A 14,793-nucleotide genomic window follows, 5' to 3' on the forward strand; every position below is an offset into this window, starting at 1 on the left:
CTTATTTCTCATCTTTTTTAGGTAAGTACTGAATTTCAACTCTTTGATTTGGGCTTAAGTATTTTTTAGCCACATCTCTAATTTCTTCTCTGGTAATTGAGCGGTATAAATCTAACTGTGTATTAATTAAGTTTACATCTCCATACAATAGATAGTATGTTGCTAAAGAACTTGCAATACCTGCCACACTTGAGTTAGAGTTTACAAACTGATTCTCAAACTGGTTCATTAATTTTTGGTAATCGCGCTCAGAGATAAGATCTGTTTGCATTTTTGCAATCTCTTCGTCCATTTCACCTAATAAATCATCAAGTGATACATCACCTTGTGGTAATGCAAACAATGCAAAAATATTATGGTCTACTTGACCTAAATTAACCGCAGCTACCTGAAGTGCTTGTTTTTGCTCATCTACAATCTTCTTATATAGTACTGAACTCTTTCCGCCACTTAAATATGTAGAAATCATATCTAATACATAAGCATCTCTTGTAGCTTGACCTGGTAATCTGTATGCTGCAATAATTGCAGGGATTTGAATATTTGGATCGTAAGCCGTTACCTTTTTAGTCTCTGTAATCGGAGTTTCTTTAGGGAAGTTTCTAACAAAATCAGGTCTGCTCTTAACTTCACTAAAATAGTCTCTAATCATATCTTTAGTCTTCTCAGTATCTATGTCACCAGCAACGATTAATACGGCATTGTTTGGTCCATAATATTTATCGAAATACGCATTAAACTCTTCTAATGTAGAAGCGTCAAGGTCTTTCATGTATCCAATATTTGGGTGCTTATATGGATGATTTTCGAATAAATTTTCACCGATAACCTCTAATATTCTACCATAAGGACTATCGTAACGCTGACGTTTTTCTTCTTTTACAACCTCGTTTTGAGTATCAACACCAACTTGATCAATAACAGGGTGAAGCATGCGCTCTGACTCTAGCCATAAACCTAACTCTAGTTTATTAGATGGGAAAATCTCATAATAATACGTTCTATCTTGCGATGTGTTGGCGTTGAACGTTCCACCATTAGCAGGTATAATTTTCATAAACTCACCACGCTCAATATTTTCTGAACCTTCAAATAAAAGGTGCTCAAAAAAGTGAGCAAAACCAGTTCTTAAACCAGTTTCAGACTTTCCTCCAAAGTCTTTTCCACCAACATCGTACATTACAGAAGTAATGACTACTGGCGCCGTATTATCTTGATGTAAAATAACGTGCAAGCCGTTATCCAAATCAAATTCTTCAAACTCTACCTTTTGTGCTGTGGCTGCATGGCCTATAAGCATCAAAAGTGCTAGACTTAATACCCTTTTTTTCATTTTTTGTTTTTTATTTTAAAATAAGTTTCAAGTGTTTGTCTTACTTGTAAACTAGTTGTTACAGCAATAGCTGCAAAAATAGAGAACTATTTTCCTTTTTATTCTAAATAAAATGTGAAATAATGATTAGTTTAAGTAATCAAAACCAATAGATTACAAAAGGCTTAAAACGTTTGTGAATTAGGAATTTAAGCGTATATTTGCATCCGCTTTCTGAGAAAAGCAAAGTATTAGTAATTAAACAGAATAATAAAAACGTTACGCTATGTACGCAATTGTAGAGATAGCAGGGCATCAATTTAAAGTTGAAAAAGACCAAAAAGTTTTTGTTAACCGTTTAGCAACAGAAGAAGGTAAGAAAGTAGATTTCGATAACGTTCTTTTAATTGGTGATGGTGACAATGTAACTGTAGGCGCCCCAGCTATAGACGGAGCACAAGTAAGTGCAAAAGTCTTAAAACACTTTAAAGGTGATAAGGTTATAGTTTTCAAAAAGAAAAGACGTAAAGGTTACCGTGTTAAAAATGGTCACCGTCAAGCACTTTCTGAAATTGTAATCGAAGGAATTAAAGCTTCTGGTGCTAAAAAAGCAGCGCCAAAGAAAGAAGCTAAGAAAGCTGAACCTAAAAAATCAGAAGCAGTTGAAGCAACTCAAGATTTGAGTAAAATGACTGTAGCAGAATTAAAAGAGATGGCTAAAGCAAAAGGTATTACAGGTATTTCTTCTATGAAGAAAGCTGATTTAATTGCTGCTTTAAGCTAATTAATAACAATATAAACCCTTAAGACAATGGCTCACAAAAAAGGAGTTGGTAGTTCTAAAAACGGTAGAGAATCAGAATCGAAACGCCTTGGTGTTAAGATTTTTGGAGGACAAGCTGCTATCGCTGGAAATATCCTAGTAAGACAAAGAGGTAATACACATCACCCAGGTGAAAACGTATACCAAGGAAAAGACCACACTTTACATGCTAAAGTTGATGGTATCGTAAAATTCACAAAGAAGAAAGACAATAAGTCTTATGTTTCTATAGAGCCTTTTCAGGCTTAAGAATTTTACTTTTAAAATTTAGATTAAACCCTTTCTGTTTCAGAAAGGGTTTTTTGTTTACACTATATCCATCTTCTTCAGCAAGAAACTTGCATTCATGTTTTGGCAAATGCCCGGCTTTAACTTATAATCAAAAAAGAGTTCATCATTAACAATTTTGGCATCAAAGAAGTAGTTTTTTACAGAATTTGCGGTCGCTGAGCCTGTCGAAGCAATTTCAGTGAGACTTAAATCATGTGTAGCAATGATTCCTGTGGCTTTTAGTTTTACCAATTTCTCTACAAATTTTCTTGAGCCTATTGCTTTATCTGTAGAGTTTGTGCCTTTTAATATTTCGTCTAAAATCACAAAATAGTTTGTATCATTTTCAATAGTATCGACTACAAATTTTAATCGGGTTAACTCACTAAAAAAGTACGAGCTATCATCAGTAAGTGAGTCAGTAGTCCGCATACTTGTAATCAATTTAATAGGCTTGTATTTGCTTTCCTTTGCGCAAATAGGCAATCCAACATTTGCCATAACAATATGTAAAGCCACTGTTCTTAAAAAGGTACTCTTACCTGCCATATTAGCCCCTGTAACTATAAAGAACTGTTCTTGGTTTAGCTCTAAATCACTATCGATACGCTTTTCTGCATTTAATAATGGATGCCCTAAATCTTTAGCAGAAATTGTAGTTTTATTCTCTACAATCTCTGGATACACAAAGTCTTGATGATTAAAGGCGTAATTGCCCAAACTATTAAACGCATCAAAGAACGTCACCACTTCGAACCAATGGTCTACTTTATTTGCATAAGTAGTTATCCATTGTTCTACATAATAGGATTGGCGTATATCCCATAAAAAATAGCCATTGCCAAATATTGCAGATAACAGATTGTTGCGATTATCGAGTGCATCTAAAACCTTTGAGAATTTTAGAAATATTTGTGAGGCTTTTAGGTTTTCAGATTGAATCTTAGCCTGTTTTTCCTTTAATAATTCTGATTCAAAATTCTGTGTTTCAATTTGAGCTAAGAGCAAAGCATATTGTCTAAATGTATCTTTAGCTTTTTCTGTGTTTTGAGATAGTACATTTATTTGCTTTAGAAATTTCCCAGTTAGTGCTAAACCTAAAAAGAGCCAATAGCCTATATACTGTATTGGAATGGTATCAAGGATTCCTAAAGCTATAATTGCTACTGAAGCGAGACTAAAACCAATTGTTATTCTGTACCATGTTTTATTTAGAAATGGCTTGTAGTTTTTTAGCCAAGTAATAATTGATTTTGCTGAATGTTCGACCTTTACACCTTGCGCAATTCCAGAATACAATTGTCGCCATTCTGGCAATGTAGATAGTTCTTTTATGGCGTCTTGACGTTTTTCAATATCCAAAATATCATTAGCCAACAAATACTTCACTAAAACATTTGTACCTTCATTAATAGTTGTTCTATTGGTATATTGAAAGAAAGAACCTCTGCCAAACAAATCTATATCTAAGCTGTAAAAGTGTTCCGGATTTTGGTACTTATTACCATCTGCTCTCTGATGAAAATCACCCGAAGCTATTTTTAATTCTTCTTTATTGATTTTAACCAGACGCTTATGTAGTGCGCGTTTGGCCTTTAAATCTGTATACTTAGAAAGTAAAAACAAAAAAACACCTATTCCAAATAACCCAATAATTAGAGCTACTTTCCATTGATTAATCATGGTATAAACCCCAACTGCAGTAATTATAAAAACCGAAAGCCTCAAAACACTATAAAGGCTTAATGTTTTATAAAGTTGTTTGGCTTCTGCCTTATGCTTTTTAGACTGAAGTGTGTAAAATTCTGTTGGGTTTTGCATGATATTCTAACAAAGTAGAAATATAAGAAAACTAGAATCCTAACTGCGCCTTATTATGAATATTATCTTTTAATTGAGGTAAATTCATTTCACTAACAGGATAATAACTCACAGCTATTTCTTTTTCGCCTCTTAAAACGGTGAATTCTGCTTTGTAGTCAATAGCGTTTCTAAAATAACTTATGCTTTTAAAAGCATCGCCTTCTCTTAAGCCAGCTTTGTATGCCTCAGAACTATTATCAATTTCAGCAATACTTTTTCGGTCTTCCGAAAATTTAAAACCTAAATCATACACTTTTGTTTTTGAATCGAATTCAAAGCCAAAGGATTGATATATCTCTTCTAAATTGAAGAGTTGACCTTTTTCAATATGCTGATCAAAAAATGATTTTAGGTCTTCTTTTAAATACTTATTGGCTGTTTTTACAAAATATTCATGATCTATTTTTTGTCCAGTTTTGAGTGCATCTTCTTTAAAGTTTAGCAATAAATCGTCTAAGCTTTTTTCACCATTTGTGTCTTTTTTAATCTTATTGTCCAAATAGAAAGCAAATAATGCACCTCTTCTATACGGTAGTTTTTGAATACCTTCTTTTCCACTCCAGAAATTATCATAAGTCATTTCGCTATTAGGCATCTCTTTAACTGGAGATGTATACAATTCTTTGATAAACTGGTTGAATTCTTTTATAAAATTGCTTTCGTCTAAACCATAAATATTCGCCTTTGCAATATTCTTTAAGGTGTAATATTCTGTAAATCCTTCGCTGAACCAGTATTGTTTTTCTTCATCATCATTTTTAATAATATGTCCTGTCCAATTATGCTGCAACTCATGATTAAACAGATAGACTAAACCTTCAACTTCCAAATATTCATTATTAGAGGCATTTGTAGCAAATGAATTTGTAAGTCCAGAACCTTGAAACGAACTACCTCTTTCTTGAACCGTAGGAATCATAGTTACTGCAAAATAATCTTGCGAGTGGTCTTGCCAAAAATCGCGTTGCGCACCAACTGTTGCCTTTAATACATTTACGATTGTTGAATCTTGAAACACTTCCCATTCGCCTCTGATGATAAATGCAACATCGTTACCCTTAACATCAATGTTGTGAACCCTAAAATCTCCGCCAACAAAAACAGCCGTGTGAAACTCTTCTTCTGAAACATTATTTATAACTTGAATATGTTGATTACTTCCAAAACTATTAGCAATTTTATAGTCATCAGGAAAATTGTACCAAGAAAGGTTAACATTAAAATTATCTTCAGAATCTTTAATGATATGCTTTGGTAGCATAAAGAAGTTATGAGAAAACAAGTGAAAATAGTCTTCCTGTATAATTGGTCTGTACGTATTTCTAGTTGTTAATTCGCCTTCGGTGTCTTGGGAAATAGTATATTCAACTTCTAATACATCAAGATTTTTAGGATGTGTAATACTATACCAACCACTATCTCTATTGACCTCAATCTTTCCGTTTTCGGATGCTAATTTTATGTCTTTAATAACATTGTGTAAGCTGTCTTGACCCCAAGCCTTGTCTTGAAATAATAATATGGTTTCCCCTGTAGAATTTGGTTGAAAAGATGTTTTAACCTTTAATGCATTAGCACTTTCGTGAATTGACGGACTAACAGCATAACTTATGTTATAATTATTCTCTTTATTACAAGAAAAGAAAAGTACGCAAAGGCAAAATACGGTGATGAGTCGTTTCATTTTTTGATTGGTTTTTAGTTTTCAACTAAAAGACGAATCAGATAAATAAATGTGACAGCTTATTATAAGCCTTTAGCATCTATATCATTAAACATGGCAATTATCATCGCTACAGCATTTTTATAAAAGTCTGGAGTAATCTCTTCAAAATCGTCTGTTGGCTTATGATATGCTGCGTGGTCTTCGTTACCAAAGTATAAAAACGGGATTCCTTCTTGGTGAAAAGGTGCATGGTCGGATGCATACGTCCAGTCTTGTTTGCCATCAGTACCATCATGTCCAACCAACAGTTTAGAAGTCGTTGGGTTTTTAAAATCGTTTACAATAGCTGAAAGCTTTTCATTATATCTTGAGCCAACAACATACAATTCGTCTTTAGAGCTTCGGCTAATCATATCCATATTAATATTAGCAATAATTGTAGAATCTTTTACCTTACTAACAAAATGCTTTGCTCCCATAAGCCCCATTTCTTCGGCATCAAAAGCAGCCAAAACCACCGAGTGCTTTGGTGGATTAGTCCTTAGATGCTCAACAAAACTAAATAATGCTGAAACTCCAGAAGCGTCATCATCTGCACCATTATATATCTCTCCATTTTCTCCTATGCCAAGATGATCGTAATGCGCACTGATTACTATATAAGCATTAGGATTTTCAGTTCCCTTAATAAGCCCTAAAACATTATTAGCTACTAATGTGTCATTACCTCTATTGAATACAAACGGTTGCTCATATTCTGGATAAAATGACTTTACACCTTGTTGCAGTAACTCCTTAACGATATAGGCTCTAGCCAAATCATTACCTTTTTCTCCAGTACGTCTCCCTTCAAATTTATCTGAGCTTAACTCTTTAACGCGCTGTAATAACTTTTCTTGATTAAAAGTAACATCATGAGCATTCGGTTTTTGCTCGCAGCGTGTATTAAATAATAGAATAGCTACGAATAGTGTAATTAGTTTGATCTTCATGTTAGGGATTTGAAATCAAATAAAAGAAAAAATCCTAAGATAAAATTTATCTTAGGATAAGAAACGTCAATGTTTATATTTTAGACTAAAGGTCTTGATTAACCTTTTAAACTTGCCGATAAATATTCACGATTCATACGTGCAATATTCTCTAAAGAAATGCCTTTAGGGCATTCTACTTCACAAGCTCCGGTATTCGTACAATTTCCAAATCCTTCTTCGTCCATTTGCTTTACCATATTCATTACGCGGTCAGCCGCTTCAACTTGTCCTTGAGGTAATAGTGCAAACTGAGATACTTTTGCACCAACAAACAACATGGCCGAGGAGTTTTTACAACTTGCCACGCATGCGCCACAACCAATACAAGTTGCAGCAGAGAACGCGTCATCAGCATCGTGTTTATTTACTGGAATAGCATTTGCATCAATGGTATTACCAGATGTGTTTACAGAAATAAATCCACCTGCATGTTGAATACGATCGAATGCACTACGGTCAACGACTAAATCTTTTATTACTGGAAATGCTGTTGCTCTCCAAGGTTCAATATAGATCGTATCACCATCTTTAAACTTACGCATGTGTAGCTGACACGTTGTTACGCCTCTATCTGGGCCGTGAGCTTCTCCATTGATATACAACGAACACATTCCGCAAATGCCTTCTCTACAATCATGGTCAAATGCTACTGGTTCATCACCACTTTCAATAAGTTGTGTGTTTAACACATCTAGCATTTCAAGGAAAGACATATCTGGCGATACATTACTAATAGGATAATCGACCATTTTCCCGTTATCATTGGCATCCTTTTGACGCCATATTTTTAATGTTAAATTCATAATTCTTTCCTTATTTATATGAACGTTCTTTTACTTCAATGTTTTCGTAAGCTAACTCTTCTTTATGTAATACCGCATCTTTTGGCTCGCCTTTATATTCCCATGCCGAAACATATTGAAATTCTTTACGACGCTTAGCTTCACCTTCAGGTGTTTGATACTCTTCTCTAAAATGACCTCCAGCTGATTCTTCGCGTTGTAATGCATCTTTAGCAAACAACTCACCTAATTCTAAGAAATCAGCAACACGACCAGCTTTTGCCAGTTCTTCATTTAATTCGTTTGCGGTGCCTGGAACACGGACATCGTTCCAAAATTCCTCGCGCAATGTTCTAATATCTTCTATAGCTTGTTTTAGACCTTCCTCATTACGCGCCATTCCACATTCGTTCCACATAATCTTGCCTAAACGCTTATGGAAATAATCTACTGATTTGGTACCATTATTATTAATAAGCTTATCAATACTATCACGCACATGCTTTTCAGCGTCTTCAAATTCTTTGGTATCTGTTGAAATTGGACCAGTACGAATATCATCCGCTAAATAATCACCAATTGTATACGGTAAAACAAAGTAACCATCAGCTAACCCTTGCATTAATGCAGAAGCACCTAAACGGTTAGCGCCATGATCTGAAAAATTAGCTTCACCAATGGCGTATAGTCCAGGAATTGTGGTCATCAAATTATAGTCTACCCAAATGCCGCCCATTGTGTAATGTACAGCTGGATATATCATCATTGGTGTTTCGTATGGATTTTGGTCAACGATTTTTTCGTACATCTGGAATAAGTTGCCATACTTCGTTTTAACCACTTCTTTTCCTAATTTTTGAACTAGAGCCTTATCGTTAGTATCTAAACCTTTCACTATTGCCTGCTCCTTTCCGTAACGCTCTATTGCCGCAGCAAAGTCTAGGTAAACGGCTTCACCAGTAGCATTAACACCATAACCAGCATCGGCACGTTCTTTAGCGGCTCGTGAGGCAACGTCTCTAGGCACTAGGTTTCCGAAAGCAGGATAACGACGCTCTAAATAGTAATCGCGTTCTTCTTCAGATAAATCTGTTGGTTTTTTACGTCCTTCTCTAATGGCAATTACATCATCCAAGTTTTTCGGCACCCAAATACGTCCGTCATTTCGAAGTGACTCAGACATCAAGGTTAATTTTGATTGATGATCTCCAGAAACTGGAATACATGTTGGGTGAATTTGTGTGTAGCATGGGTTTGCAAAATATGCGCCACGTTTATGTGCTTTCCATGCTGCGGTAACATTACTGCCCATAGCATTAGTCGATAAGAAAAATACATTACCGTAACCACCAGTGCCTAAAACAACTGCGTGCGCAGAATGGCGTTCAATTTCGCCAGTTACTAGATTACGTGCTATGATTCCTCTTGCTTTGCCATCTACGATAACTACATCTAGCATTTCGTGACGGTTATACATTTTTATTTTTCCACGACCAATCTGACGATTCATTGCAGAATATGCCCCTAATAATAATTGCTGACCTGTTTGTCCAGCGGCATAAAATGTACGTGACACCAAAACACCCCCAAAAGAACGGTTATCTAATAAGCCACCATATTCACGTGCAAATGGTACACCTTGAGCTACACATTGGTCAATAATATTGGCAGATACCTCAGCCAATCGATAAACATTTGCTTCTCTAGAACGGTAATCACCACCTTTTACAGTATCGTAAAATAGGCGATAAGTAGAATCGCCATCACCTTGATAGTTCTTCGCAGCATTAATTCCACCTTGCGCAGCAATGGAGTGCGCACGTCTTGGAGAATCTTGAAAACAAAATGCTTTGACGTTATAACCGAGCTCTGCTAAAGTAGCTGCAGCAGAACCACCAGCTAAACCAGTACCAACAACAATAACATCTATTAAACGCTTGTTTGCTGGATTTACTAAGTCGATTTTATTTTTATGATTAGTCCACTTATCGGCAAGTGGTCCTTGTGGTATTTTAGAATCTAAAGCCATATTAGATGTTGTTTAATGTCCAGTAAAATGATGAAACAATGCAATAAAAATGAACCCTAACGGAATGCCAATTGCGTAAACTTTAGCAAACTTTTTAAGACCTTCTGTATACTTATTGTTAGCACCAACTGATTGAAAAGCAGAACTAAATCCGTGAAGTAAGTGCAACGCTAAAAACACAAAAGCAACTACATAAGCTGTTACACGTATTGGACTATGAAATTTTTCAACAAGTTCATGAAAATATCTCAACTCTCCATTGTGCATACCACTCATATCACCCAAGATATATTTTGTATTAATTTCTGGAATCCAAAAATCAATGAAATGCAAAATAATGAATGCTAAAATTGCAGCACCACTCCAAATCATATTTCTACTCATCCAAGTAGAATTTGCGCCACCGTTGTTTTTGGCGTAACTAATTTTACGTGCGCGGCTATTTTTAATTTCTAAAACAAATCCCATTACAAAATGAAATATCACACCGAAAATCAAGATGGGTTGCAGTAAATATTGAACTGCCCAAAATGTCCCCATAAAATGTGATGCTGTGTTAAAAGCGTCAGCACTGAAAACGGATAGTATGTTAATTGCAAAATGTTGTAGTAGAAAAACCATTAGGAAGAGTGCAGAGAGCGCCATGGCAAACTTTCTTCCAATTGAAGAATTTAAAATTCCCATTATAGAATCAATCTTTTTTGTTCGTTGAACAAAGATACTGCTCAATTGCCGTTTTGACAACTTGGAGAATATCGGAAACAGTTATTTAGAATGGTTTTAATTAAAAATCGAATCGTGGATTTACAACCGTATTATAAATAGACCCAAAAGCATAGCTAAACCCTGCACTTACAAAATAATCAAAGCCAGATTGCAGTTGCTGCTGCTGTAATAATAATTCTTCAACCGTAAGGTCTCCTCCAGGGATATTTATTTGATTTCGAGTAATAGAATAGCTGCCACTTACATTAAAATTGAAGCCTTTAAACAGTCGTACACTTGTGCCTAAGAAAAAATTAACGGAATTCAAACTCGTGTCTTGCAAGAATTGGTTAAACGAAATTTCAGCATTTGCACTTCCCCATTCTTGATTGATACGTCCACCCACTTGAACGCCATGTTCCCAGAGATATTCATCGGTTTCATTAAATACTGTTCGCTCTATGTAATCGTTGTATCTAATACCGTTTCTATATGAAATGGTTAACTGTTTTTTTGCTGATTGCGCATAATCAAAAAAGCTATATTCAATGGCTGGTCTAAAGGTCCAAAACAAATCAAAATTGCTAAAGGTAGATGTACCTATACTTCCAAAAAAACCGTAAGACCAATGATCGTTAATGCTTAACACATCATTTATGTTTAAACGCTTTCTATTGTTAAATGCTACAATATCTTCACCATCAAAGGTAAAGGTCGACCTATTTTCTCCATATCGCATAAAGAGATTAAACTTATTTTTTTCTGTAACACGTCTTGCAGAAATATTGAAATTAATATTACTGCTGCTGCTCTGTTCCTGACCGTTAAAAAATCCATTAGCACCAACTCTAAACAACCAATAATTCCATGGGTCATCTTCCTTGACCTCTTCTTTTTCCTCTTCAGGTATCGGGACATTAACTGTGACCTGATCAGTGGTACCTTTTGCAATCCAGAACCGCACCAACCCTAATTTTAGTTGCTGTAATACAAGTTGACGGACTTCATCTCTAGTCATATTGCCATCGGTAGAAAACAGTAACTTATAGTTTATGGCTTCAAAATCTTTTTTCCCTATAAAATCTGCTTCGTAACTGCGTCCACCAGCACCGTTTCGTTGGGTTACGATAAACACATGCACATCACCTAAAAATTGGTCGCGTACAAATTGTACATTACCGAGATTTTGACGGATGTATTGATTATCACAAACATTACAATCTAAAAAAATACTGAGCTGCTCTGTAATATTGGTTTGTGCAAGGCTATTAATTGAAACTATTAAGAATAGTATAATGGAGATTCTTCTGAACATGGTTGATGACTAAATTTCATTAGCAGCGCTAATGTAGTTCTAGTCAGAACGACCCGACAAATATTTTAGTTTAATTTAACTATTATTTTATCTCTAAAACGTTGCTCTCGCCATCTATTTGTAGCGTATATTTCCCTTTAGGCAAATAGTATTTACCGTTATTCGCTTTATTAATATCGATGCTCGTGTTTTCTTTCATTAAAACTTTTCTACCTTTTTCGGTAAGCGTTAAATCATACTCTAAATAATTAAATCCTCTGTCAATATCTGCTGAAATTTGATTCAATTCTTTTCCACCTTCAGAAAGTATTTTTAATGTCTTTTTACCTGCTGAATTGCTATAAAACGAAACAGTAGTTGATGGCTCAAAAGCGTCAAACCATTTACTCCATGAACTTCCCCAACGACTCGAATGTCTTACTGGTTTTATATCGAAAAATGTAATTGGCTTATTTTTAAATTTAGGATTCAATAATTGTAATGCAGAAATATCTGCTTGATAAATACTTCGGCCGTGTGTTCCAAGCAATACGTGTTTTGCTTCAGGCTGAATAACGATATCATGCACAGCTACATTTGGTAAGCCGTGAGTAAATACTTCCCAAGATGCTCCCATATCAAATGATACATAAGCGCCATTATCTGTGCCTAAATACAGAATGTTTTCGTTTTCAGTATCTTCTTTAATTACATTTACTGGTGAGGCTGGAATATTACTACTAATATTTTTCCATGTTTGTCCATAATTGTCACTCATATATACATAAACCGAAAAGTCATCCCAACGATACCCATTTAAAGTTACATACACACGTTCTTTTTTATGCTGAGACGCCACAACACGACTTACCCATAAGTCCTTTGGTAATCCTGTTAAGTTATTCCAATTGCCGCCACCATTCTGCGTATACTGTACCAAACCATCATCACTTCCTGTATATATCAATCCAAATTTAAAAGGACTTTCACTTATTGAGGTTATAGTTCCGTAAGCTACATTTCCTTTTTTACCACCTTTAGTGAGATCACCACTTATAGCTTCCCAGTCGTCACCTTGATTCATGGAACGCATTAATTTATTACCTCCTAAATACAAGATATCTTGGTTATGCGGTGATAATAAAATTGGTGTTTGCCAATTAAAGCGATACGGGTTTTCTCCCAAGGTATGTTTGGGCTGAATGTATTTTTGGTTTCTAGAGTCTAAATCTAATCTGAAATAATTCCCGAATTGATAACCAGTATAAACAATGTTCGAGTTTCTACTATCAATCTGAATTTGCATACCATCGCCGCCCATTATAGATTTCCAAGGGTATTGTCCTTGTTGATGCCATGCTTTATTTTCTCTTGAGTTGTTTGCACCTTTCCAAACACCATTATCTTGTAATCCACCATACACATTATATGGTTTTTCGTTATCTATATTAATGGCATAAAACTGTCCTACAGAAGGCGAATTGTTTTTTATCCAGTTCGCTCCATCATCATAAGTGATGTTAACTCCACCATCATTTCCATCAATAAGGTGATTAGGATTTTTAGGGTTAATCCATAACGCATGATGATCTGCATGAACGTTTTCCGCACTTATCGACGTCCAGTTTTTACCACCATCTTTAGACTTTATAATTGGCACACCATAGATATAAATATCGTCTTCATTTGTGGGTGACACATGAATGTGCCCAAAATAGTAGCCATAACTAAAGTACACGCCATCTAAATAATCGTCGTGAGTTTTCTTCCACGTTTTACCGCCATCTGTACTCTTATAAACCTCAGCACCGATAACAGGTGTATCGAACAATAATGAATTTGCATCTTCAAGATATTTAGCCAAATCTATTGGTTTAACGTTTCCAGAACGCACCATTTGCTTTACATTCTCAGCTCTATATTTCTCTTGAAAACCATTCGTCTTTAAAAAGGTATTTAGTTTTTTGTCTTCTAATGCTAAAAACTCTGAAGTCGACATGGATTTAAAATCCTCTTTTGTCAAACTTTTTTCGGTTGCTGAGCTTGTCGAAGCATCGTCTGGTCTTCTAAATTGGCTGTCATGTACAGCATAAACCACATTATCATTAAACACAGCCACACCAATACGACCTACACCTTCACCTGTTGGGAAACCGCTAGCTTCAGTTGAGATTCTAGTCCATGTTTCACCAGCATCAGTACTTTTATATATAGCCGAATTCGTTCCATTTCCAGTAAAATTCCATGCCTTTCGATCTTTGGTCCAAGACGACGCATACATAACATTGTAATTTTTTGGACTATGCTGTAAATCAATGATACCACTCATATCATCCACAAATAAGGTTTGCTTCCAGGTCTTTCCGCCATCAGTAGTTTTATAGATACCGCGTTCACTATTTGAAGAATACAAATGTCCCGTAACACCAACAGTAACGACATCTGGATTATCTGGGTGAATTAAAATTGGTGCAAAATGATGCGCATCCATCAACCCAACATTAGTCCATGTTTTGCCATTGTCTGTAGATTTCAAAATTCCAATCCCTGCATATGACGAACGAGACGAATTATTCTCACCTGTACCTACGTATATAGTACGTGTTGGCCAATGTACCGCAATGTCACCTACGTTTTGAGTGTCAGAACTATCTAAAACAGGTGTAAACGTAGTCCCATTATTAGTAGTGTGCCACACACCGCCAGATGCATAACCGACATAAAATTCTGAAGGCTGATCTGGGTTCACATCCAAATCAACGACACGACCACTCATAATTGTTGGTCCTATATTTTTGAATGGTACATTTTTTACAATTGAGCTTTCTGCCATACTACGTTTTTGCTCTAAAGCTTGTTTAACTGTTTCTGCAGATGTGGCTGGTTGTTGAGCAAAGGTGACTAGAGAAAAGGCGCCGAATAAAACGGATAGAATTTTAAGATATCGCATGTGTGGTTAGTTTTAAGGAAATGAAATTAATCATAATCAATAGGCACTCAAAATTTGATAACAAA

General features: G+C 35.4%; 11 protein-coding genes. 2 read left to right on the forward strand and 9 right to left on the reverse strand.

The features are described 5' to 3' along the window. Position 1: 1 nt before the first annotated feature. Positions 2-1,333 (reverse strand): pitrilysin family protein, encoded by a 1,332-nt coding sequence (locus tag ED556_RS02145; RefSeq protein ID WP_296318895.1) that lies wholly within the window; start codon positions 1,331-1,333, stop codon positions 2-4. 265 nt (positions 1,334-1,598) lie between these two features. On the opposite strand from ED556_RS02145, the gene rplU reads away from it, so the two are divergent. Together rplU and rpmA are read left to right on the forward strand one after the other, a co-directional pair. Then, entirely contained in the window at positions 1,599-2,096 is a 498-nt protein-coding gene (gene rplU / locus ED556_RS02150; RefSeq protein WP_296318896.1) for a 50S ribosomal protein L21, read from the forward strand. A 27-nt stretch (positions 2,097-2,123) separates the two neighbouring features. Next, positions 2,124-2,384, forward strand: coding sequence for a 50S ribosomal protein L27 (rpmA, locus tag ED556_RS02155; RefSeq protein WP_296318897.1), 261 nt, complete (start codon positions 2,124-2,126; stop codon positions 2,382-2,384). A gap of 57 nt (positions 2,385-2,441) precedes the next feature. Here rpmA and ED556_RS02160 read toward each other — a convergent pair whose 3' ends face one another. From ED556_RS02160 to ED556_RS02195, 8 genes are all read right to left on the reverse strand, one after another. Then, positions 2,442-4,226, reverse strand: a complete 1,785-nt coding sequence (locus ED556_RS02160; RefSeq protein WP_296318898.1) for a DNA mismatch repair protein MutS — start codon at positions 4,224-4,226, stop codon at positions 2,442-2,444. Positions 4,227-4,257: 31 nt separating this feature from the next. Then, positions 4,258-5,952 (reverse strand): M1 family aminopeptidase, encoded by a 1,695-nt coding sequence (locus ED556_RS02165; protein ID WP_296318899.1) that lies wholly within the window; start codon positions 5,950-5,952, stop codon positions 4,258-4,260. Between the two features lie 62 nt (positions 5,953-6,014). Continuing rightward, entirely contained in the window at positions 6,015-6,926 is a 912-nt protein-coding gene (locus tag ED556_RS02170; RefSeq protein WP_296318900.1) for a M28 family peptidase, read from the reverse strand. Positions 6,927-7,024: 98 nt separating this feature from the next. Beyond that, on the reverse strand, positions 7,025-7,771 hold the full coding sequence (locus ED556_RS02175) for a succinate dehydrogenase/fumarate reductase iron-sulfur subunit (protein ID WP_296318901.1): 747 nt from the start codon (positions 7,769-7,771) through the stop codon (positions 7,025-7,027). A 10-nt stretch (positions 7,772-7,781) separates the two neighbouring features. Then, entirely contained in the window at positions 7,782-9,779 is a 1,998-nt protein-coding gene (locus ED556_RS02180) for a fumarate reductase/succinate dehydrogenase flavoprotein subunit (RefSeq protein WP_296318902.1), read from the reverse strand. A 12-nt stretch (positions 9,780-9,791) separates the two neighbouring features. Beyond that, a complete protein-coding gene (locus ED556_RS02185) occupies positions 9,792-10,466 on the reverse strand; it encodes a succinate dehydrogenase cytochrome b subunit (protein ID WP_296319803.1) in 675 nt (224 codons plus the stop codon). A 97-nt stretch (positions 10,467-10,563) separates the two neighbouring features. After that, positions 10,564-11,799 carry a hypothetical protein gene (locus ED556_RS02190; RefSeq protein ID WP_296318903.1) on the reverse strand — a complete coding sequence of 412 codons (1,236 nt, stop codon included), beginning with the start codon at positions 11,797-11,799 and terminating at the stop codon, positions 10,564-10,566. Between the two features lie 82 nt (positions 11,800-11,881). Next, positions 11,882-14,728 carry a sialidase family protein gene (locus tag ED556_RS02195; RefSeq protein ID WP_296318904.1) on the reverse strand — a complete coding sequence of 949 codons (2,847 nt, stop codon included), beginning with the start codon at positions 14,726-14,728 and terminating at the stop codon, positions 11,882-11,884. Between the last annotated feature and the right edge of the window lie 65 nt (positions 14,729-14,793).

The organism is Winogradskyella sp., assembly GCF_003712105.1.
Classification (GTDB): Bacteria; Bacteroidota; Bacteroidia; order Flavobacteriales; family Flavobacteriaceae; genus Winogradskyella.

Bases quoted from the DNA above. Each gene is read 5' to 3' on its own strand.
- rplU (WP_296318896.1), top strand. From the start codon at position 1,599: ATGTACGCAATTGTAGAGATAGCAGGGCATCAATTTAAAGTTGAAAAA.
- rpmA (WP_296318897.1), top strand. From the start codon at position 2,124: ATGGCTCACAAAAAAGGAGTTGGTAGTTCTAAAAACGGTAGAGAATCA.
- ED556_RS02145 (WP_296318895.1), bottom strand. From the start codon at position 1,333: ATGAAAAAAAGGGTATTAAGTCTAGCACTTTTGATGCTTATAGGCCAT.
- ED556_RS02195 (WP_296318904.1), bottom strand. From the start codon at position 14,728: ATGCGATATCTTAAAATTCTATCCGTTTTATTCGGCGCCTTTTCTCTA.
- ED556_RS02190 (WP_296318903.1), bottom strand. From the start codon at position 11,799: ATGTTCAGAAGAATCTCCATTATACTATTCTTAATAGTTTCAATTAAT.
- ED556_RS02175 (WP_296318901.1), bottom strand. From the start codon at position 7,771: ATGAATTTAACATTAAAAATATGGCGTCAAAAGGATGCCAATGATAAC.
- ED556_RS02165 (WP_296318899.1), bottom strand. From the start codon at position 5,952: ATGAAACGACTCATCACCGTATTTTGCCTTTGCGTACTTTTCTTTTCT.
- ED556_RS02160 (WP_296318898.1), bottom strand. From the start codon at position 4,226: ATGCAAAACCCAACAGAATTTTACACACTTCAGTCTAAAAAGCATAAG.
- ED556_RS02170 (WP_296318900.1), bottom strand. From the start codon at position 6,926: ATGAAGATCAAACTAATTACACTATTCGTAGCTATTCTATTATTTAAT.
- ED556_RS02180 (WP_296318902.1), bottom strand. From the start codon at position 9,779: ATGGCTTTAGATTCTAAAATACCACAAGGACCACTTGCCGATAAGTGG.